Below are 20,530 nucleotides of genomic sequence, written 5' to 3' on the forward strand. Positions count from 1 at the left end.
CCGAGGTCGAGCCGGTCGGCGATTTCTGGGAGGCCGAACCGGAACATCAAGACTATCTGGAGAAGCGGCCCGGCGGCTATACCTGTCACTTCCCCCCTGATATGAGCCGCAACACGTTGTTCAAAGAAGGCGACGTGTTCGTCCTGTTCGGCGAGTTGTTCGGGCGGGGATACGCCACAGGTCTTGTCGACGAGGCCCGCAAGGCCGGCATGAAGATCGTCGGGATCACGGTCGGTCGGCGGGAAGAGGATAACGCCCTCCGCGCACTGACGGCCGAAGAACTTGCAGAAGCCGAGGAGAGACTTGGCGGCACGATCATAAATGAACCGCTCATGGCGGGCTTTGATCTCGACGCACCCGCTGGGCAGCCTACTCCGACCGAGCTTCTCAACAAGATGACGGTGGAGTCGTGGAAGGACGACAAGCTTGACTGGACGCATATCGAGATGTGTCGGAAGCATGGTGTCGACCGCTTCAAGACCACACTTGGTCACGTCATGCGCGAACTGGACGGCATGATACCGGACGGCAAGAACGTGCTGTTTGCGCATACGATGGCGGGGGGCATTCCGAAGGCCAAAGCGTTCCTCGTAATCGCGAACCGCATCTACAAGGGCCGTGGCGCGCGGCACATGTCCTCGCAGGCCTTGATCGAGAGCGATTTGGGCAAGCTAATTCTTCAGAACTTCAATGAAGTATCTGCCAACACCTTCCAGCACCTCCTTGACGCCAGTTCCCCTATTCGGGACCGGATCGAGGCGTCGGGAGGGCAGGTTCGCTATACGGCTTATGGCTATCACGGGACCGAAGTGCTTATCGGCGACGACTACCGCTGGCAGACATACACGAACTACACCCAAGGCTACGCAAAGATGCGATTGGAGGACATTGCCACGGAAGGTTGGGCCAATGGCGTGAAGGCGACTGTCTTCAATTGTCCAGAGATCCGGACCAACTCCTCGGACGTCTTCGCGGGCATCGAACTGTCGCTGCTTCCGTTGCTTCGCGCGCTACAGAAAGAGGGTGGCGGCGCGTGGGTCGAGGCGCTGTGGAACGAGTGTCAGACGCTGCTGAAGGAAGGCGTGACGCTGGGCGATCTGTTGCAGAAAATATCGGATTACCAAAACCACGAGGCGATGCAACGCTTCTACGACTTCGCCTCATGGCCCTTGCCCAACAGTCCGGAACAGGCAGAGCAGACGATCGGCACGTCGGGCGAGATCGTTCAACTGCACAAAGACAGCAATGCGCTGGTCAGTGACGTGCTGAGCTATCATGTCGTGACCGCGACCGGGCAGCTTATCTTCGGCGAAACAGGTTCACCTGCCGGTCCCGTTCTTTGGCTGAACCATGATCTTGTAGCTCGCCAGCTTCTTGCAACCGAAGAAGCCTCGAAGAAGCCGACATAGCTTCCTATGGCAGCTCTGTCCCGCATAGCCGCCATCTTGGACGGGTGTTCGCTGCAGAATAAGACGAACGGCAGCTTCCGGGAATGCGGCAAAGCAGTATATGTCAGGGTCGACCGTCGGCTATGGGCCGAAAAGGGCAATGCCTCGCACGCTCTGGCTCAGGACATTTCACTGAACATGGCCAGCACACGATGCGCGACTTCAATGAAAATCCCGGCTCGGGAACAGCTTCTTCGCCTGCTCCCTCGGGTGCCGCGCCCTCCCCGCCGTCCTGGTCGGCCTGACGGTCTCCCCTGCCCTCTCCGTCTCGGCCCCGATCCGCAGCTGGTGCCCGATGGTGGAAAGCCGTGCTGACAGATCCTCGATGCGTTCAGCGATCAGATGGGTGACCTGACCGTCGCGCTCGATCCGGCCGGTCACCCGCAATAGCCGCCCGGCGACCACAGCGGCGCGGAACGCCTCATAGACCTTTTTCCAGACCACGACATTCGCAGTGCCAGTTTCGTCCTCAAGGGTGAGGAAGACCACACCAGAGGCCGTGCCGGGACGCTGCCGGGTGATGACCAGGCCTGTGAGTTGAATCCGGCCCTTCGCCTGAAGGACTGACGCCGCTGGCAGGCATTCCGGCAGGTTAGGGCGCAGGATCTCTATAGGATGGGCGCGGAGCGACAGGCGCAGAGCCAGATAGTCTTCTATGATCTCCTGGCCGAGCGTCATACGGGGGAGCTCGACCAGCGGTTCATGCCCCCCTTCGCCATCCAGTCCGAACAGCGGCAGCGGTTTCCGCGCCTTCAGGGCCTTGGCCTGCCAGAGCGCATCTCGCCGGGAGAGGCCAAGGCCGGCAAAGCCATCCGCCTCGGCCAGCCGATCCAGTGCGTCTGGTCGCAGCCCTGCGCGGCGCCATACGCTTTCGACATCTGGATAGCCGTTGCCGCGCGCGGCCTTGATCCAGATCGCATCCTCCTCGCGCATTCCTTTTACCTGGCGAAAGCCGATCTATTTCTTGATACAATGAGGATGTATTTATTTTGTCCGCCTTCAGAGCGCCGGTCACACCATCTGCAGCACAGAAGAAAACGTCATAGCCCAAACTCGAGAGCAATTCCGAAATCTTTCGGGTTTTGAGGTCGATCAAGTCTTTAGTTGCCTTAAGGTTATCAGGGCGGTTGGCAAGGTAGCTGCTTGCAAGCTTTCTGCCGATGTCATCGCCATCAATCGCAACATATATCATTCACAAATCCACTCAGTTCGGCGCCCAGTTGCTCGCTAGCGGTTGCCTTCTAAAGGCGAATTCGTCGCGTCGGTACTGTTTCAGCAGTTACATCAATTAGAAACTCGTTGCCAAGCGATTTCAGGAATGATCATCGGCGGTCATGGACGGCAGCTAGTACAAATTGCCGCACGCTCAAGGACGCAATCCCACAAATCGGCTCTCCCTCGGAAGGGGAGAAAACGGTGATCTCACCGCGCACCGCATCGCTGTCCGCTTTCTCGGTTTCGCTGCGCTTGCTGTGCCGCACTGCCGTAAGTCCCCTTCCCGCCCCTTGCGAAGACCCTGACGCACCCGACCCTTAGCGGTCATTACTGAACTAGTTCAGCGCTGAAGTGCAGCTGCTTGGCAGGTCCCGTCAGTCGCAGCCATCACGATCTCGCCCTCGGCCATCCATCCGTTGGAAATCAGAAACCTGCGGATCGTGTCGGGGGCCTCGGAATAGAGCACAAGCGCGAGACTCTCTTCTGCGCGAGTACAGGTGACATAGAGTAGGCGGCGAGTGCGTTCGATCGTGGTTTCCTCTCCCTTGCTCGCCTTTTTCTGAGAGTCGTCGCTCAGGGGCTTAACGCCAAACAGCGTCTCATACGAGGCAAGGCCCTTAAAGCGAGTATGGACGTCGTCGGCGATCACCATGACCCGGGGAAATTCGAGCCCCTTGACCCCTTGGTGGGTGCCATAGGGGCTGCGGTCTTCGACATAGGCGAGGTAGCGCGCCACCTGGGAAAACGGAGCCTCAAGCGCCTGCGCCCAAGCCTCGGTGATGGTGGTTTCGGTGGGCGGTGTGGTCTCAGACCTGATCAGGTCCAGATCATCAAGCGAGGGACCGAACTCGACAAGGATGTCGGCCATGTCCGAGGCCACGGAACTGTCGTGACGCAAACAGGGGCGAAGCTGGTCGGGGATCGGGAACAGCCGGTGCTCGGCCACAACCGCTAGCACTTCGGCACAACTCGGGTCACGTTCGTCATTGAATAGCGTCATCAACGCTGCGACGCCTGCCCGCGCCGAGTCGAGGCCAGTGACCTGCTCCGCGCGCCCATCCCGTATACCTCTCTTTTCGACCAGCGGTGAGCCGTCGCGCAGCACTGCCATCGCGGCAAAGGCATCCCCATTCCTTTGTGCCGTCACCAAAGGCAAGACCCGGTGGGTGAAAAGCCGCATCGCAGGTAAGGTGCCATCGCGAAAGCCGTCCTTGAGCTTGTCGGGTTTGCTCAGAGGCTCAAACAGCTCACTAAAACAAAGGCGCGCGGCAGCCATGTGACGCTCGATCGTAAGGGTCTTGATTGCCTCCGCGTTCTGCCACGAGGGGTCACAGGTGATGCGGGCCATCTCAGCCCGGGTGAAGGCTTCAAAGGCTGCGCGATCCGTGCCCTCGCTTGGCGCAAGAAAGACGCGCACGGTGCCACCCGGTCTGTCTTCGCGCGCCCGCTGCTGGCGGCCATCATTGTCGCGCCGGATCGCATTCGCCAGGTCCACGATCCGCGCGCGGCTGCGGTGGTTCATCTGTTTGGCCGGTTGCGCGAAATGCCCCACCCGTTGGTCGAGGTCGCGCAAACCATCGGTGTAAATGCGCTGCATCGTGTCCCCGAGCAACCCTAGGGCGATGCGGCCGCGATGGCGCGCCTCGAAGGTTAAAAGCGCCTCCATCAATGGTTTCATTGTGTCCTGGCTCTCGTCGATCAGGATGAACGGGTAGCGCGCCAGAACGATGTTCTGGAACGTCTCGCTTTCAGTTAGGAAATGCGCGGCGAGCGCAATGACCTCGGTATGTTGCAGTGCATCGCGGCCAAAATTGTCCCCCACGGGCGCGTAGGTGAAGGCGCGGATCTCGGCCAGGCGCTCCAGCCGCTTTGCCTTGGAGGCCATCTTCTTGACGCGCTCGTCATGGGCGTTTCCCGCCCGGCCCTTAGCATGGGCAGCCTGGATCTCGGCAATCTCTGTCTGCAAGTTACTCTCGAGCCAGCTCCGGATATCCGCCGTGCGCCCCTCGATGAGCGACCAAGCGAAGCTGTGGATGGTCTGCACCTGAAACACTGGATCGGCCTTAACGCGGCGCGTGATCTCATCTGCGGCGGCGTTGGTATAGGTGATTACAGCGATCTTGCGGCTGTGTTTGCGCAAGGTGGTCAGGGTCTGAGTCTCCAACCCCTCCAGTGCGTCCTTGAGAGAGCGTGTCTTGCCGGATCCCGCCCCGGCAAACAGAAAGAAGCTGCGCGGCTGATCGAGGGACAGGCACGCGCGGATCATCGCGTCAGCGCCAGCGTCGCGGGTGGCGTCGGTCACGTCCATCATTTCGCACTCTCCCCGCCGTTAAGCTGGCCCGCGAGCCAAGTCAGGCCTTTGTCGATGTAGGGCGGCGCACGCAACACCTCGATATCTTCGATGTACAGAATATCCAGGGCAAAGGCGGCCTTCTCTGGGTATTTTTCCAACCGATCAAAGAGCGCTTTGGCGAGGTCCTCGGGCTTGGGCTCTTCTGAGATGGATTTCGCAAAAGCACGGGTCATGCTGCAAGCGAGCTCTGCCTCTGCGGCGCCCTTGACGGCCTCGGCGTTGGCCAGAGCAAGAGCATCCTCGAACGTGCTGGGCGTGATGGCCTGGGTCTGCGTACCCTGCGTCACCTCTTGCGGGGTCTGATAGGCGACGGCTATGGGGCGGGAGGCATCGATATGACAGAGCTTATTTGGCGGCGTGGCCATCAACATGTCGACCTCCTCTATTCCGGGGAGCCAGGTTTTCAGAACGTGGTTTACGGTGGTCTGAGCGGTGCCCAAGCGAGGGCGGGCAGATTGCGAGACAGTCTTTCCGTCTTTTTCGACCTTCGCCACGGCATCGAGATCGGTGATGATCAGCGTCGGCACCTCGAGCGCCTCGATTAGGGGACGCATGCGGTGTGCGTGGCTGCCCCCGAGCTCCAAGAAGGAGAGATAGGCCGCAGCTAGGTCAGGGTAGTGATGCTCGATCAGATGCGGCAACAGGATCCGCTCTGCGGCACCCTCGATCACGATGATGGCGTCGGCGAAGAATAGATCAAAATGTGTGCTCAGCAGATAGCGCGTCACGAAGCGACGAGTTTGTTTGTCCGCGCCAAAGAGCCCCATCATATTTGACACAGTGGCCGTGGGCACAACTCCGTGACTCGGCAGCTCGCGCTTGAAATAACGCAGGTCCTCAAACGCGGCGGCGTGCGCGATATGGCCCGAATGGGTACTCACCACCAGCTGAGTGGTAAAAGCCGAGTCCTCCTTCTCCAGATCTTTATGGTTGCGCAACACCTTGTAGGCCCTGGCCATGAAGACCTGCTGCACCTGAACATGCAGATGCGCCTCCGGCTCCTCAATAAGCACCAGTTGCAGGGGTTCGATGCCAGTGTCGTCCGGGCTCACCACCTGTGATTTGAACTTGCCTACCTGCATCCAGTCATCCCGGAAACGCATGAGCTGAAACACCATGGAGATCAGGTTCTGGAAGCCCAGGCCGTTGTAGCTTTCGGGCAGCTTCACCCCGGATTTATCGCCCGAGATATCGAATTGCACAGCCGCTGGGTGATCGAGCCCGTCAACGGGTTTGATCTGCGTAGCAATGGAGAGTTTCGGGTTGTTGAGGCCGCCGGGGTAGCCGAGTTCTTCCAATTCCGTGATGGCGTTGGCGAAGCCATCCTTGAGACGGGCATTGAAGGTGGTCTCGGCATCATGAATCGCCATGAGGGCTTTGACGTCGTTCGGCGTTGGGTCCGTTTCGGGGTCAATATGTTTGCGGAAATAGGGCTGTATCTGGCTTGCGATCTTGCGGCTAGCGGCATGGACGAGCTCACCATCATCGCCTTTCCCGTCACCGGCATCGGCGAACCCACGTTGCGCGTTAATCTCACGAATATGCAAGAGACCGGCAAAGGGGTTGGGGCCGATCCCCTCTGACAGGGGTGGCAGGGGCGGCGGCGCCACTGCTCCGGACGCTGTAAAGCTTGCAGGGTCCAAAAGATGGGCGTTCAGCTCGAACAGGTCCTTCAGGCGTTTGTCCAGAAACTCCCGAAAATCGCGCGGCCAAAGCGCAAAACCGTTGGCCGTTGTGCCATCTGGCTGCAGCGCCTCGGCGCCCTGGCGCGCGGCAAGGTAGCCCGCCTTGATGTCGGCCCCTTTCTTGGGCTCAAGGCGCAGGCGTACGCCGAGCAGGCCGCCAGTCCAGGTAAGTGTGGGGATCAGATGCGCGACATGGTGGAGCTCTGACGTATCCGCATGGAGCCAGACGTCGAGGAACGGAAGCTGGGCTAGGAGCGGGCTGAGATCCGCCTCGACCGACTGTGTCCAGGAGCCCGCGATCTGTTCGATCGCGGCCCAGTTTGAGGCTGTCACATCACGCGTGTCGATACCGCCGCGATCCTTGAGGAATTTGCGCAGCGCCTTCATGGCCGATGTTTTGCCGCTATTGTTGGCCCCGACGAGCAGAGTCTGCTTATCCGACATATCCACACGGGCGCGCCGCAATTTGCGAAAATTGAAGACTTCAATGCGAGTAAGTTTCATAATATCGGTGTCTCCGTCGCAGGAATTGCTACGCTAGTTTCTGTATATATACTTGTCCTGCGGTTTTGTAGCCGTGCTCAACCGCCAAGGGCCCTGTCAGTCTTCTCATGTCAGGCTATTGCCGCGCGGACTCACAGCGGGGACGGTAGAAATCGCATAGTGGGTGGTGGGCCTCTCACCGGCCTTCAGGTGCAACGCCGGAGGCATTGCTGCCTAGTTTTTGGTCGCAGCCCGTCTTCCAGAGTACCGCGCCCTTGGATGCCAAAGGGCTCACATGAATTTGCAGCTAATGAAGGCTTCCCGCCCATCGACGCCGCCCAGCCGCTTCCTCAGCTCAGATTTTTCCCCTGTCGTAGTGCTACCAGAGCTGCGAACTCAGCCAATTCAGCGCTGGCCAATCCAGCGGTCACAACCTCCAAAAGCCGCTTGTCCTCTGTGGTCATGCCCTTCTTTGGCCATGCGTTCCGAAACTTTCCCATGGCTTCCGAAAACCCGCTCCACCATTCAGCCTGCCCCTTCTTCGAGCGGCCGGATATCGCGGCGACGAGTTGATCAGGGAGAGAGGCAACATCCGAGACCGTCTGAGCGCGCATCATGAGAAGGTCCATGAAACGCTGGAATTGCGACGGGTTGATCCGTGGCAAGACCGACTCCAGAACTGCAGGCAACCATTGGTTTGGCATGATCATCTGCGGCGCGATCACGACGGCGGTCATATAGCCGTCAAGCCAGTCCACCGAAAGGTCGGTCCCCCGCAGCAGGGCTGCGACTTCGCCCTTCTTTTCGGGGGTGGGTGCTTCATGCGCCAGTTCTTCAAACGTCAGGCCCGGATCGAAGTCTGGATCATCTCGGACCCAAGCTTCAATCGTCTGTTCGTGCACATCAAGCATGACCGGGATCGTCTTCAAACTGCGGCCTTCCAGCAGGGCGATGGCGCAGGCGGCAAAGCCTGCCGCATCCGAGTGGTGAGCCGTCTCCAGAACATCGGCGGATCGGGCAAGAATGCGTGCCCACCAATCGCGTCGGGTCTCCAGCCATTTCCAAAGCGCCGTCTCTGCGGATTTTGCGCTGCGCGCCTTGTCGAGAACGGCATGGGCAGCATCGCTGTCTTCGAACCAGCTTTCGATGGTCTCGTGGCGGTCCCACCATTCCTCGCTGGCGGCAATCAGATCCCCGTGCTGTCGCGGCGGAAGCGTTTGCACGGAAAGCGTTGAGGCGAGATCAGCGATGAGGTCCGGTGTCGATTTCACCTCCGGCCGCAAGCCGGCAAATCCACATATCCGAACAACCTCGATCAGCCCCGGGACCGGCAGCAGACCTTGGGCCAGACCATCTGCCAAAGCGATGGAAACAGCACGCCGCACATAGTCTGCAGTCACCGTCAAAGCGCCGACCTCTTTGGTCATGCGCTCAACGATGGATTTCTGGTCCCGCGCTGTTCGACAGGTGATGGTGTATGCGTCTTTCACACCCTGCCCCTGTTTTAGGAGCAGCATGGCCATCTTGCGCTGTGATCCGGATTGCAGCGCAATGCCGATGCTCTGAGCCCCTCCGCCATCGGGCAAGGACGCACGAATGCTGTGCATCGTCCAAGTCGCCTGATCCGCTGAAGGCGTGACACTCTTTCGCATCGCTTCTTTGAGAATAGTGTCCACCTTCGCCCGCGCGGCATCGTCGGGCATCCAACTGCGCAGGACGGCCAGTGACGCCAGAATACGCCCCGGCAGTTCGCCACTTGCAAGTCGATCAGCAAGACCTTGAGCTGCGGTGAGGCGGATGCGCGCCGCCGGGTCAAGCAACCAGTAACAGGCCAGATCGGCATGGAAAGGATCGCTGCGGCCCACCGAATAGGCGACGACATGATCACGCATTTCAGGCGGCATCGCCGGGAAGCTCTCGGTCAGCGCATGATGTAGGGCAAGCGGTTCGCCCTCCGCCTGCTGGATAAGTTCGGCAAAGAGTCCTTCCAGCAGAACATCACCCTCAGCGGGATTGGACGCGCGCCGACCAGCAGCAGGAACGACCTCTTCGGCCTGAAGTGCGAGAGCGGCCGGCGCTGCCAAGCCGTTTCGGGTCCAAAGCTGCGCAAAGAGCAAACTGTGCGCGGATGTCAGTCGACCCTGTCCGCGCGCCAGTTCAAGTGCTGCTTCGACTACATCGACAAGCGTTTGGCCACGGGCTTTGCCGTTTTCACGGGCGATCCGGGCAGTATCAAGCCCTGCTCCTAGAAGTTCGAGCAAACCCTCGTCGCGCAGACTTGGCTCCGCGATCGCGCAAATTCGTGCAACGATCTGACCGCCCAGAGCCGGTCGATGCAGTAGATCCAAGCCGAGACGTTCAAGAACCTCCCGGCGCGCCCCGAAACCGTCATTGCCTGCGGCTTTCAGAGCGGCCAATGCCTCATCGATCCTGCTCTTCGCCATTGGTCACCGTCCCGGACTGCGCGATTTCTGAGGCCAGCCTACCAATGCCATTCTGACTTGTCAGGAAGTCACGGCATGATTGCAGTCCTAAAAAATTCAGAAGTTCGGCGAAACAGCATGCCCCCGGGCACAAACCTTGGTGGTGCTGGAAAGTGCCTAATGCCAGCCTCGGTCAACCCGCTGCCGGCACCCACACCTGCTTAGTCGTGGTTTTGATCGAGGAAGCTACTTGCAGTGATATGACGAGCCGAGCGATAATGGTTGCATGTATAAACACTTGAGCCGTTTCAGACTTCGCCGCGCCGATCTCACTGGCACTCCCTTATTAGTGGCAATCGGAATTGGTTTACTTTTCCTTGAGGGCGGGGTGGCTCGAGCCGAGGAAGCACCCATCCTTGAAGCGCGTGTCAGCAAGGTTTTGGACGGCGATACCTTCACGCTGAGTGGCGAGTCGCGTCGAATTCGTGTCTGGGGCCTCGATGCGCCGGAATGGAACCATCAGGGCGGCTCAACCGCCACATCAACCCTGCGCAGTTTGATATCCGGCAAGCACATGCGTTGCGCAATTCTGGACATCGATCGATATGGACGCCTCGTTGCCCAGTGTATTCTGCCCAACGGCCGTGACATCGCTGAAGAGATGATCCGTTCCGGCGCTGCCACAGAATACTGCCGATATTCCGGCGGCTACTACGGCACGTGCTGAACTCCTGAGTGGGGCCAAGCGAGGACACTGATCGCAATCACCGCTCCCAATCATGCTCGCCCCGAGCAGGAGTTGACGCGAGCAGCCGCTCAGCGTGCCGTGCCTCTTTCAGCGTCAGACCGAACGCCACATGCGACTTGGCCGAAGAAACGATGGCCCGCGCGATCCACTTCCGCTCGTCCGCGTCCTCGAAATCACCAGCCAGAGCATGTGTCCGGCCGCTGGCGAGTTCCGCCACAACCCCTTTGCCATACCGCTGACGCAGCTCATCAGCGAAGCGCTCCGCATGAGCATCTCCCCGGAACTCAACCTTGCCATCCGTCTGCATGATGCGGCCCATTGATCCCAGGGCACGCAGCAATCGGTCATTCTCAGAGACCACCTCATGCGCCCGGGCATGCTCAATCAGTTTGGCCGACGCTTCGTAGAAACCTTCCAGATCAACGACGACCTTCCGGCTTTGATCCAGATTGCGAAGATCGACGCGCCGTCGCCCGGACAGCGTAAGCAAGTCACTGCGCACCCAATCGCGTTCTTCCCAAGCATTGGCGGCCCCCGTTTCCAGCCGCTCGGTCATGCGCTCACCGCTGAGACCCAAAGCCACAGCTTTGCCGGCGATGTCCGTTTTCAGCCGGTCGGCGGCACCTAGCTGCAGTTCGACGGCCTCCTTGCCCTGTGTCAGGCGGTCACCCTCAAGACCCGTCGCGTAAAGCTTGGTCTGCGGCAGCATCTGCAGCAGTTGCGCGCCGCGGGCGTCCCCCAACCCCTTCGCGATGTCGATGGCATAGCCATAAAGCTCGCCCCGCATTTCCTTGCGCTCAGTGACCGGCATCTTGCGGATCTTGTCTTCCGCCTCAGCCATCCAGCCGCTGAAATGCCGGTCCAGATCGGCTCTCTCCGCCGTGGCCACATCACCCAGAAAAGGCTGCAATATCCCGCCCCGCCGCAAGGCCTCTTCCGCCTTGGCAATCTTCTCGCCAATCTCAGGCAGGCCCGTCAGCGTAGCGACATGGCTTAGACTGCGCATTGCATCCGCCGTGCGCGCCATCGTTGCCAATGCATCCTCCAGCGCCTTGCCTTCACGCTGCCGTTCTTCCGGCGCCCGGCCATCAGCACGCGCCCGCTTGATCTCTGCCCGCGACGGGCCATAGGTCAGCAAGCCGCGTTCGGCTCGCGAAGTGGCATCCAGAAACACGCCCTCCTCGGCCGCGATCGCCACCATGCGCTCCTTCATCACCTCCAGATTGAAGGCATGTTCCTTGGCCATGAAGAACCAGCTGTCATTCACCGTGCCCCGGTTGTTGATGACCATGTGCACATGCGGGTGCGCCTTGTCGGAGTGCAGGGCCGCAACATAAGACCATACATCGTCCTGGTGCGCGCCCGACTGGAACATCTCGAAGGCCCAGGCCTCAGCGATCAGCTTTGCCTTCTCTGGCCGAACATGCGACGGGAAGCTCATCAGCAGATGGGTGGTGTGACCGTTCTTGGGCGAGCCACGCCAGTCCTCAACCCAATCGCCGACGATCTCGTTGCGCTCGTTTTTGGTTAGTCCCTTCGCGTCGGCATCCAGCACGACCCCGTTGCCGAAGATCGAGGCTGACTTCGAGAACAGATAGTCCATCTGAGCGGCCAGCTCCTTGGCGTTCGCCGTCCCGCCCTTGCCGATCTTCTTCAGAACCGCCGCGCTCGACCCCAACGAAAACCGCCACAGCTGGCTGGCCCGGGTAGAGAAACTGAAACCGCGCTTGGGCGAAGACGCGCCGCCCGCCTTCACCCTTCCCTGCTGCGGCCGCAGGAAGTTGATCTCCCCGAGAACAGCCTCGGCCAACCCGATGGGACGCGACCCTAGCTTAACCATGGCGCGCGCCCTCCTGAGTTTCTACAAATTTCCGGAACAGCGCCACGCCTTGCCGCCGGCGTTCGGCGATGATCTGGCTCAGCGCCTTCGCCACCATCGGCAGCGACCGCCGCAACTCATCCACCGATGCCCACTGTGCCTTGACCATCGGCGCCCTGCCCCGGTTCGCCGCCAATGCGATCTGGTTCACGTTGGTGCCGATCTTGCCGAGTTCGTAGCGGATTTCTTCCAGCTTTGCGCTGTCCTCCCGGCTGAACTCGAGGAAACCTGAGGCCATCCGCACCACCGAGCGCACCCCGTCCGAGCGGGATTTCGCGCCAAGCTGGGTGCAGAGCACATCGAAGGCATGGAGTTCTTCAGCAGGCAGGCGGCAGCTGATGACCTGGCCCTTGTCCTCCGACCGAGGCCGTCCGCGCCCAGCGACTTGCTGCGCTGCAGAATCAGAAACTTCATTGCCAACACCCGCCGAAATCTTGGACCGAGATTTGAGTCTTGTTTCGCGAAGATCTGATTTTACCGCCAACTTCTGCCACCGATTATTTGTAGACACATCGCATTTCCTGCCACTCTTCCTACCCCTTCCTTCACCTCCCTTTCAAGTGCAATCTAAGCGCGATTTATGCTCTTGCAGATTGTGCTGACCTTGGGTAACTCCCCCGCCACCGAATGCGTTTCGCTGATCGCGCAACACACAAGGTGAGACAGGGATCGCGCACCCCCAGCCACATGGCCAGAGGCGCATTTTCCTTGTCGTTATGGGCCTAAAGCCTTGTTTTGTTTACCGTGCGGAGCCTGTCGTTCAGTGTTCAGGTTCCGGAGAAAGGAAGTGTGGGATGCGTCTTGTGGCATCAGGGATGTGTGTTCGGGGTTCCGCCTTGTGATACACGCATTGCGCGATCAGATAAAAGACATACGCATCCAGTAATCAGACAAACGATTAAAGAGATACGCCTTGCGCAATATGATTTGCGTAAGCCGGTTTCTGATATCCGCAATCGGCGTTCAGATTAAAGCGATGTGAGTTAAGATAATAGATTTAAGCGTTCCGCATTGTGAGAAACGCACTCGGAGAAGTGAGGAAGGTGGTATGGGTTACGGGATACGTGTTGTGCTGGTGATGAACCGCAAGGGGGGATCGGGCAAGAGCACCCTCTGTCGCGCCTTGGCTTCTGCTGCGGCTGCACGGGGCGAGACGGTGACGATCTTCGACACCGATGCCTCAAAATCCTGCCTCACGTGGATGCAGGCGGGAAAGGAGGCCGGCAATTGGTCCCCTTTGGTTGAGGTGATCCACACGCTCGACGCCCTCCGGGTGGCAGAAGCAATCGGGCAGATCTATGAACAGCCCGATCAAGAGCACCTCATCCTGATCGACACCTTCGGCGGCGGATCTGAAGCGCAAGACGTTCTGGCGGTCGCAGCTCACCGGATCATCTGCCCGATGATGTTGTCGCGCGGTGATCTCAGCGAGACGCTGGAAACGGCCAACTGGTACCTCAAGCTGCGCGGCCGGGTGGAAAAGCCGGGCGAGCTTGCAGGGTTTTCTGTGTTGCTCAACCGTGTGCCTGTGCGGGTGTCAGAGACCGAGCGGGCGGTGGCTGAAGAGCTGTTCCAGTCCTTGCCTGCCCTTGAGATCTATCTTGGTAGCCGCGCCGCTTATGTTCGGATGGACAGAGAAGGGCTTCTCGGGGTGATCGCGGACAAGACGCCAAACCGGGCGCTTGCTGCACATGTCCAGAGTGCCGTGAAGGAGGCAGCGGACCTTCTGGAGGAAATCGACCAGCTGATCCTCAATCCGGCGGAGATCGCATGATGGCGCAGCGCAAGGACATGATGCGGATCATCCGGCAGGACATAGGGTTTTCGGCCAAGCTGGGTTTTGGTGGGAATCTGGGTGCGAGTGATGTTGCTGGTCGGGCAATCCCGGTGCCGCCGACATCGGTTGATGCATTGACCGAGACAGACCCTTCGTCACCCGCGATTGCGGCGGCGGCGGCGGCGACGCCAGGTGGCGACGCAGGCTAGGTCAGCATCAGACCCTTTGGGTCCAAAGAAGAGTCCCGGGACGAGAAGAAGGTTTTCAATACCCAGAGGGCTTCGGATGGTAAGGCGGCTGGTCTTGCAACTGGGTCAGTTGCGCGCGGGCATGTTGTCCATGTCTCATTGTCGCTGACCACCCGTCAGGCAAGGCTGGCAGAAGAGTGGGCCACGGCTGCGCGTTGCACCGTCCAGTTTTTGATCCGTCGCGTTGCCCAGAGTCTGCGCGATCAGGTCTTCGACGATTGGGAACGGGATGGGATGCCGGAGGTCGAAGAGTGCCGCGGCGCACGGGGCAAGCATCCGACCAGCGTGACCTTGACCTTGCGCCCGCAGTTCGCAGCTGACCTCGCGAAAATCCATGACCCGCTTGGCATTCTTGGATTGGCGCGCGCCATGGGCCCCGCCTACCGCGCCCGGTTCCAGGAGGCTTTCGACGTGGCACTGGCCAAGGCAAAAATTCAGACAACAAACGAGGGAGACGAACAATGACCAGCACAGAAGCCCCTGCCCTCAAGCGGACCATCCCGCCGTCTGAATTTGACATCGGCACACCCGTCGAATGGATGGTCGATCCGGATCATCGCGCGAGGATCCTCGGGGTGACCTATGAGTTCAGCCAAACAGGCGAACGCAAGACCGTCTGGTACACGCCTAACAAGCGGCGGGCGAAACGGTTCGTTGTCGTCACCGAACTGCAAGTGGCGTGATGTTAGCCCAGTCTTCGAAGGCGAAGTCTGCCCATTGGCACAAAGCAGGCTTGATAACTATTATCAAGCCTGCCATCTTCAAGGTTGAGCATTTCGGAGGCCACGATGATCAGCGCAGACCTTGGATCGCAGCTTGAAGGCTTCGTCACGAAGCTTGTCGAGACCGGACGCTATAATTCCAAGAGCGAAGTGCTGCGCGAAGGCATTCGCCTGATTCAGGAGCGCGAGGCAAGGCTCGCCGTACTGGATCAGGCCCTTGCCAAGGGCATCGCAGAATCCGAGGCCGGGCTGACAACACCGGCAGAAGAGATATTCGCGCGGCTGGAAGCCAAGTATCAAGCTATGGGTCGCCCTGCGGAATGATCGTCGAACTTACCGCTGCGGCAGAAGCTGACCTGGAAGCAATCGGCGACTACATCGCTCAGGACAATCCGGCCCGGGCCCTGAGTTTCGTGCGAGAGCTTTCCCGCAGCTGCTTGGAACTCGCGGACATGCCGGAAGCTTGGCCAATCATCCCACGTTATGAGCATAACGGTGTTCGCCGTCGGGTGCATGGCCGGTATCTGATTTTCTATCGCGTTACAGAGGGCAGGATTGTGGTCCTTCACGTGCTTAATGGCGCGATGGATGTCGAGGCGATCCTGTTTCCCAACGGCTGAGCGTCTTTCTGCCAAGGTCGGGAACCGAAGAGACCCGGCGGCTAGCGCCACCGGGTCTGATCTGCGGGGTCTCAGCCCGCGAACTGATCCTCGCGGTCGACCAGTTCGGGATCTTCGCCTTCACCAGCCTTCGGGCGGCTCAGGAAGTCGACCTTTTCTGCGATGATCTCGCAGCCGTAGCGGTCGACCCCGGCGGCGTCGGTCCATTTGGTGTAGTGGATGCGGCCGTGGACCATCACCTTCATGCCCTTTTCACAGTGCTCAGTGACCGTCTTGCCGAGACCGTTGAAGCAGGTGATGCGGTGCCATTCGGTGTCCATCACACGGTAGCCGTTCTCGTCGCGCTGGACCCGACCTTCGGACAAGCGCGGGCGAGAAGTGGCGAGGGTGAAGTTGGTGATCTTGGTCCCACCTTGCGTGGTGCGGACTTCCGGGGACTGACCGATGTTGCCGGCGAGGATGACGATGTTCTGCATGTGAAGCTCCTGTATCTGGCTGAAGGGACCATCCCTTCGACAAGACCCGAAAGAAGCCTGTCGGCTGAGGCTTGCACGGTGGCCTGTCAGCCACCGGAAACCCCCGAGGGGCCGGGGTGGTGCGGGCAGGGAGCGGCACGCGACCAACACGGCCCGGACCTGAGCGGGGTTGCGAGCCAGAGGCCGAACAGGCTTAGGGGATTGTCCGTCGAAGGGAGGTGCCTGAGCCGGGATCACGGGAAGCGGCAGGGCAGAACCGCTCAAACAAGCAAATGGCAGTGTCAGGCCCAGGAAGAAGGAACTCGGCAAGAGGGAGGGCCATGTCAACGACAGCGCACGACTTGCAACGCCCGGACTGTCGATGGGGCCAGCCCGAGAAAGGAGGCGAGTTGAAGCGACAAACCGAATGTAACGCCGGCCAACGCGGGTCGCTGGCCAGTCTCGCAATCTGCAATCTTTGGGCATGACGGTGATGGTTCGTACCGCCCTGAACGCGCCGGTCCGATGTCGCGGCGGGGTACCCGGGAGGATGCAAAGTGTATCGCGGCAAGGTCGGTTGTGGACGCGGCCTCAATGGCTGTGATGTGCACAGACGAAACTGTTACTGCGCAAGGACTGTTCAACGGGATAAGATCCGAAAGGCAGAACTTGGGCACAAGCCGACAGTCAAAGCTGTGCCGCGCTCAGTCGAACAGGCCGGGTTGGGCTGCGGCTTTGGCTTTCTTGCCCTTGATCACTGGTGCCGACGCCAAAGCGCCCGCGCCGGTCAGTGATGCCTCGGTCAGCAAGGAGGCAGCGCAGATTTCGTCCAGAAGGGTGGCCTGTGCGGGTTCCAATGCCACCAATCGACCAAGGACGTGCAACAGGTTCAGCAGGTCTTCGGTATACTCAGGCAGCCAGTGATCGGGCTGGATCTTGTCCAGCGCTGAGGGCGGGCGGCGGTCGCCGATGACCGGGCGGGTGCGGTCGGCTTTGCGATAGCTGAACCATTGGCGCAGCACGCTGCGGCCAGACACCTGATACTCGGCCACGGCGGTCGGGACGTTTTCAATGAACCCCTCTCCCACATGCAGCCGACCCGTGGAAGGGTCGTGGTGCATTGTGTCGGGCAACGGGTTCGGCGCGCCGGGGATTGTGCCGCCAACCGGGATCGTCGGCCCTTGCCCCTTGGGCATCCTAGGGGGCGCGGCGGGGCGGCCGGAAGCAGGGTCTGCAAAGCGTTCGCCATAGGTATGCAGCCAGATGACTTCGCGGCCCAAAGCGACCGCGCGGTCGAACAGCGCCGGGTCTGCCGTGACCGGCACGCGCAGACCGGGGCGGATCAGGTCTTCCTTAAAGCGGGTCGTGAAGGCCGGATGCGCCAGCAAGGCTGCGACATAGGCCATCACGTCGGGCGCGGTGACGGGTTTGCCATAGGCGTTAGAAAGCTGGAGGAGCAGGGCAGACTTGATGTTCGAGATCGTCGCAGCGGCGTCGCGCCAAACGGGAAACGCGCGCCCTCCCCGGCCATGATAGTGATGCAAATCCGGGATGTGCCCGGTGAAAGAGATAGCCGGACCATTTTCAGGGGTTTGGTCCTCTGGCGAGGTCAAGAATATCTGATGATCGGAGTAATTGGTCCATAGTTCAGGTCGAGGGTCATTCATCATCCTGGCGTCGGCATATATCCACTGGCGATCTAGTGTCCTAAAACCAAATCGGACCGTAGTTGGAGCTGGCCCAACGTCGGAAATGATGGGCTCTTGACGCGTCTTGAAGACGCCCAAGTCTTGGGCGACCAGTTTTCGGATGTGCCTACTCGCCACCTTCCCACTCCGAAGTTGGGGGTGGAATAGTGCCTCCTTCTTCTCGACATCGCTCTCCTTGGTCAGCTGTTTCCAGCGGTCGCGCAAAGACAGGCTATCGGGTGCGACTGCCCACGTCCGACCTGTCATCACACCGGGACCTGACCAATCGAAGAGCTTTGCCAGTGCAGGATAAGCCGCCCAATCACCTCGTGCCTCAGCCATGAATGGTGATCGCCATTCTGTTGGCCCTACTGCCCATCCTGGCCCGGCAAGTGTGATTGCATCAAGTTCTGCGAACTTGTTTTTGCGCGGCCCGGTGGCTAGTTGTCTCACATGCAAGCGCGCTGGCGTTGAGCGATCCTTGCCCTTCTCGCGAGCGGCCACCACGATACAAACGGGATGCTGCACGCCCTGAAAAATGCGCGTCGGCACTTCGGGCTGATGGCCTTCTGGCGTGCAATCAATCACCCAGATGTCGGAGCAGTCGCGGCGCAGTTCCATCCGCATCTTCTCAAACCCCGGACCGTTCAAGAAGCCTGCGACAGTGATGTAAGTGACAATGCCACCTCGGTCATCCGTCGCCTGGCCAGTCGTCTCAAACAAGTCAGGCGCAAATACTTTCCACGACGCCCACCTCCAGAAGAACACGTAGAGGTTCTTCAGATGTTTGGCATGCGCCCCTTGCCCCCATTCGGGCGGCAAGTCCCAGTGGCGCATCGGTGACATGCGGTTCGGACTTCCCGCCTCAACCCAACCGCCACGGCCCTTTGCCTTCTCCTTGTAAGGAGGGTTGCCGATGACCACGGTGATCGGCTCATCCCGCTTGATCGCGTTCGCCTCTTTCCGTGAGTTTCCTATGGGGGCCAGCATCGTCGAAAACCCGGTCTGCGCTGCAAAGGGGTCACCCAAGGTGTCAGTCACATAAAGGCGCGGTTGCGGCAGGTTGCCCCCGGCCCCCGTGCCCGTGGCCGCAGCCCCCATCAGCGCCCGCATTTCCGCCATCAGCCGCAACTGCGCCACGGCAAAGGGGCCGAACTGCAATTCGAACCCGATCAGCCGATGTGCCGCAGCCCCTAGGGCGGGGCCAACTGCGCCCGCGCCCTGATCATCGGCGACCGTCTCGGCGATTTTGCGCAGCACGCCGAGAAGGAAGGTGCCGGTGCCCGTAGCTGGGTCGGCGATGGTGACATCTTTGGCAGCTAAGCCTTCATAGCGGCCGAATAGGGCCGGGTCGCGCAAAGCCTCGTCAGTCAGGCGGACCATGGCCTGCACCACCTCCGGCGGGGTGTAGTAGCTGCCGGTCTTCTTGCGCAGGGCGTTGTCGTAAACCTCAAGGAAGTCTTCGTAGAAGTAGAGCCAGGCATCGGGCTTGCCCTTGGACAGGGTCGGCCAATGCACTTCATGCAGCACGCGGGTCAGGGTGGAGGTGGCGGTGGACAGCGCCTTTTGCGTCTGCGGATCATCGGTCAGCAAGCGCAGCGCCGTGCCGATCAGCGTGTTCGTATCGCGCAAGGCCAGAGCCGCATGGGCGATGCCTTTGTCCAAGGGAATGTCCTGCGCCCGGGCCATCAAAAGACCGAAGGTGACAGCTTGCGCATATCCATCAGCGAATTGCGCGTCATCGGCCTGCGGGAAAAGCAGTCCGCGCCATTCGGTGGCAAGATCGGTCAGGCTTTGGGTGCCGTTTTCCAGTTCTTCCAGAACCTCGTCACGCAGCAGGCGGCACAGGCGGGCCGAAACCTCGGCCAGTTTTCGCGGGCTGTCGGGCGGGATTGGGCTCCAGCTCAGGAAATCCGTCAGAAGGGTCACGAGCGTTTGAGGGGCGGTAAGCTTGGAACCGGCCGTATCCAGATCGCCGGACAGATGAATGATCTGGCCAACGAGCGCGCCGTTCTGCCAGAGGCTGAAGGACTGCCCATCGCTGTAGAGCAGGTTCGGCAGGGATTTCAGCTTCTGCCACTGGCGCTTATCATGCGGGTCGGTGAACTTGCGTGGATCGGCCCCTTTGCCGGGAGCCTTTAGTTCGATGAAGCCGGTCAGCGCACTGCGGACGGTGACGGCATAGTCCGGCCGTGTCCCCAAGGCCGAAAGGGTGCTTTCGCCGACAAGCGTGACCCAACCGGGTTGCTGGCCCGCCGCTATTGCCAGTGCGGTGATCAGCTCTTCCAGCGGTGCGCGGATGTTGTCTTCCGGGGCGCCTGTGATTGCAGGGCTTGAAAGTTTGGCCTTGGCGGTCGCACCGTACTTGGAAATGATCTGGTCAAACATAAACTGCCCCGGCATGCTTTTCTGCAACCCTAGCTGGAATGGCTGTCAAAACAAGGCATTGCTGACGCCGACCAAGGCCCGGGCACTATCGTTGCTTCAGTATTCGCACCTCTGGCAGCGCAGTCGCAGGAGGGAGGGCATAGCCCCGTTTGCGTTTGACTGCGGCCAGTTTCATGAGCGCAGTGATCGCCTTGCCTTCGTCATCATGGGTTTCGATCATGACCTGGCCCCGATACCCAATCCGGCCCCACTCCCGAATGAGACACGCGCCGCCAAAAAGGTCGCGCTGAACGCTAAGCCGGTAGAAGCGACGCATGTTGCAGGCGGGGTCAATCCGCCTCAAGTGGAGGTCGGTTGGGAAGACTTCAAGCTGGACAGGCTGATCGAACATATAGTGA

The 20,530-nt window shown here is 60.2% G+C and carries 16 protein-coding genes and 3 pseudogenes; 9 read left to right on the forward strand and 10 right to left on the reverse strand.

The annotated features are described in order from the left end of the window. Together GBJ34_RS19855 and GBJ34_RS21295 are read left to right on the forward strand one after the other, a co-directional pair. A pseudogene (locus GBJ34_RS19855) lies at window positions 1-101 on the forward strand (peptide-methionine (S)-S-oxide reductase); the annotation flags it as partial. After that, a complete protein-coding gene (locus GBJ34_RS21295; protein ID WP_151720928.1) occupies window positions 102-1,409 on the forward strand; it encodes an enoyl ACP reductase FabMG family protein in 1,308 nt (435 codons plus the stop codon). 201 nt (window positions 1,410-1,610) lie between these two features. On the opposite strand, the pseudogene GBJ34_RS20970 reads toward GBJ34_RS21295, so the two are convergent. The 5 genes and pseudogenes from GBJ34_RS20970 to GBJ34_RS19885 form a co-directional block, all read right to left on the reverse strand. Further along, window positions 1,611-2,405 (reverse strand): annotated as a pseudogene (locus GBJ34_RS20970) (OB-fold nucleic acid binding domain-containing protein); the annotation flags it as partial. A gap of 13 nt (window positions 2,406-2,418) precedes the next feature. Further along, window positions 2,419-2,640, reverse strand: a pseudogene (locus tag GBJ34_RS21300) (mCpol domain-containing protein); the annotation flags it as partial. A gap of 363 nt (window positions 2,641-3,003) precedes the next feature. Next, window positions 3,004-4,974, reverse strand: a complete 1,971-nt coding sequence (locus GBJ34_RS19875) for a UvrD-helicase domain-containing protein (RefSeq protein ID WP_151720915.1) — start codon at window positions 4,972-4,974, stop codon at window positions 3,004-3,006. Beyond that, entirely contained in the window at window positions 4,971-7,205 is a 2,235-nt protein-coding gene (locus GBJ34_RS19880; RefSeq protein ID WP_151720916.1) for an ATP-dependent nuclease, read from the reverse strand. Before GBJ34_RS19880 ends, GBJ34_RS19875 begins: the two co-directional genes overlap by 4 nt. Window positions 7,206-7,534: 329 nt before the next feature. Then, window positions 7,535-9,628, reverse strand: a complete 2,094-nt coding sequence (locus GBJ34_RS19885) for a UPF0149 family protein (protein WP_151720917.1) — start codon at window positions 9,626-9,628, stop codon at window positions 7,535-7,537. Between the two features lie 265 nt (window positions 9,629-9,893). Between GBJ34_RS19885 and GBJ34_RS19890 the strand changes: the two genes are divergently transcribed. Beyond that, window positions 9,894-10,334, forward strand: coding sequence for a thermonuclease family protein (locus tag GBJ34_RS19890; RefSeq protein WP_151720918.1), 441 nt, complete (start codon window positions 9,894-9,896; stop codon window positions 10,332-10,334). Between the two features lie 37 nt (window positions 10,335-10,371). Here the strand turns inward: GBJ34_RS19890 and GBJ34_RS19895 are convergent, their stop codons facing one another. Continuing rightward, entirely contained in the window at window positions 10,372-12,165 is a 1,794-nt protein-coding gene (locus GBJ34_RS19895) for a relaxase/mobilization nuclease domain-containing protein (RefSeq protein WP_192931307.1), read from the reverse strand. Between the two features lie 22 nt (window positions 12,166-12,187). Beyond that, the gene (gene mobC / locus GBJ34_RS20980) at window positions 12,188-12,745 is read right to left on the reverse strand and encodes a plasmid mobilization relaxosome protein MobC (RefSeq protein WP_151720920.1); all 558 of its coding nucleotides are present in this window, start codon (window positions 12,743-12,745) and stop codon (window positions 12,188-12,190) included. Window positions 12,746-13,303: 558 nt separating this feature from the next. Here mobC and GBJ34_RS19905 point away from each other — a divergent pair. The 6 genes from GBJ34_RS19905 to GBJ34_RS19930 all read left to right on the forward strand — a co-directional run bounded on the left by GBJ34_RS19905 (window position 13,304) and on the right by GBJ34_RS19930 (window position 15,601). Continuing rightward, window positions 13,304-14,008, forward strand: coding sequence for a nucleotide-binding protein (locus GBJ34_RS19905; RefSeq protein WP_192931308.1), 705 nt, complete (start codon window positions 13,304-13,306; stop codon window positions 14,006-14,008). Next, window positions 14,005-14,220, forward strand: a complete 216-nt coding sequence (locus GBJ34_RS19910) for a hypothetical protein (RefSeq protein ID WP_192931309.1) — start codon at window positions 14,005-14,007, stop codon at window positions 14,218-14,220. Before GBJ34_RS19905 ends, GBJ34_RS19910 begins: the two co-directional genes overlap by 4 nt. A gap of 138 nt (window positions 14,221-14,358) precedes the next feature. Further along, the gene (locus tag GBJ34_RS19915) at window positions 14,359-14,724 is read left to right on the forward strand and encodes a hypothetical protein (protein ID WP_151720922.1); all 366 of its coding nucleotides are present in this window, start codon (window positions 14,359-14,361) and stop codon (window positions 14,722-14,724) included. Continuing rightward, complete coding sequence (locus GBJ34_RS19920) at window positions 14,721-14,942, forward strand: hypothetical protein (protein WP_151720923.1); 222 nt, start codon at window positions 14,721-14,723, stop codon at window positions 14,940-14,942. The genes GBJ34_RS19915 and GBJ34_RS19920 overlap by 4 nt, the downstream gene beginning before the upstream one ends. Window positions 14,943-15,047: 105 nt before the next feature. Continuing rightward, the gene (locus GBJ34_RS19925) at window positions 15,048-15,305 is read left to right on the forward strand and encodes a type II toxin-antitoxin system ParD family antitoxin (RefSeq protein ID WP_151720924.1); all 258 of its coding nucleotides are present in this window, start codon (window positions 15,048-15,050) and stop codon (window positions 15,303-15,305) included. Then, window positions 15,302-15,601, forward strand: a complete 300-nt coding sequence (locus tag GBJ34_RS19930; protein WP_151720925.1) for a type II toxin-antitoxin system RelE/ParE family toxin — start codon at window positions 15,302-15,304, stop codon at window positions 15,599-15,601. The genes GBJ34_RS19925 and GBJ34_RS19930 overlap by 4 nt, the downstream gene beginning before the upstream one ends. A gap of 71 nt (window positions 15,602-15,672) precedes the next feature. On the opposite strand, the gene GBJ34_RS19935 is transcribed toward GBJ34_RS19930, so the two are convergent. The 3 genes from GBJ34_RS19935 to GBJ34_RS19945 form a co-directional block, all read right to left on the reverse strand. Continuing rightward, entirely contained in the window at window positions 15,673-16,077 is a 405-nt protein-coding gene (locus GBJ34_RS19935; protein WP_151720926.1) for a single-stranded DNA-binding protein, read from the reverse strand. Between the two features lie 683 nt (window positions 16,078-16,760). Beyond that, window positions 16,761-20,132: a type ISP restriction/modification enzyme gene (locus GBJ34_RS19940; protein WP_226341303.1), complete on the reverse strand. Its 3,372-nt coding sequence runs from the start codon at window positions 20,130-20,132 to the stop codon at window positions 16,761-16,763. An 85-nt stretch (window positions 20,133-20,217) separates the two neighbouring features. Then, window positions 20,218-20,523 carry a WGR domain-containing protein gene (locus GBJ34_RS19945; RefSeq protein ID WP_151720929.1) on the reverse strand — a complete coding sequence of 102 codons (306 nt, stop codon included), beginning with the start codon at window positions 20,521-20,523 and terminating at the stop codon, window positions 20,218-20,220. Window positions 20,524-20,530: the final 7 nt, after the last annotated feature.

This window comes from Gemmobacter serpentinus (assembly GCF_008973825.1).
Classification (GTDB): Bacteria; Pseudomonadota; Alphaproteobacteria; order Rhodobacterales; family Rhodobacteraceae; genus Gemmobacter; species Gemmobacter serpentinus.

Coding starts and splice junctions, on each gene's coding strand:
- GBJ34_RS21295 (WP_151720928.1), top strand. CDS start 102: ATGAGCCGCAACACGTTGTTCAAAGAAGGCGACGTGTTCGTCCTGTTC.
- GBJ34_RS19875 (WP_151720915.1), bottom strand. CDS start 4,974: ATGATGGACGTGACCGACGCCACCCGCGACGCTGGCGCTGACGCGATG.
- GBJ34_RS19880 (WP_151720916.1), bottom strand. CDS start 7,205: ATGAAACTTACTCGCATTGAAGTCTTCAATTTTCGCAAATTGCGGCGC.
- GBJ34_RS19885 (WP_151720917.1), bottom strand. CDS start 9,628: ATGGCGAAGAGCAGGATCGATGAGGCATTGGCCGCTCTGAAAGCCGCA.
- GBJ34_RS19890 (WP_151720918.1), top strand. CDS start 9,894: ATGTATAAACACTTGAGCCGTTTCAGACTTCGCCGCGCCGATCTCACT.
- GBJ34_RS19910 (WP_192931309.1), top strand. CDS start 14,005: ATGATGGCGCAGCGCAAGGACATGATGCGGATCATCCGGCAGGACATA.
- GBJ34_RS19920 (WP_151720923.1), top strand. CDS start 14,721: ATGACCAGCACAGAAGCCCCTGCCCTCAAGCGGACCATCCCGCCGTCT.
- GBJ34_RS19925 (WP_151720924.1), top strand. CDS start 15,048: ATGATCAGCGCAGACCTTGGATCGCAGCTTGAAGGCTTCGTCACGAAG.
- GBJ34_RS19930 (WP_151720925.1), top strand. CDS start 15,302: ATGATCGTCGAACTTACCGCTGCGGCAGAAGCTGACCTGGAAGCAATC.
- GBJ34_RS19935 (WP_151720926.1), bottom strand. CDS start 16,077: ATGCAGAACATCGTCATCCTCGCCGGCAACATCGGTCAGTCCCCGGAA.
- GBJ34_RS19940 (WP_226341303.1), bottom strand. CDS start 20,132: ATGTTTGACCAGATCATTTCCAAGTACGGTGCGACCGCCAAGGCCAAA.
- GBJ34_RS19945 (WP_151720929.1), bottom strand. CDS start 20,523: ATGTTCGATCAGCCTGTCCAGCTTGAAGTCTTCCCAACCGACCTCCAC.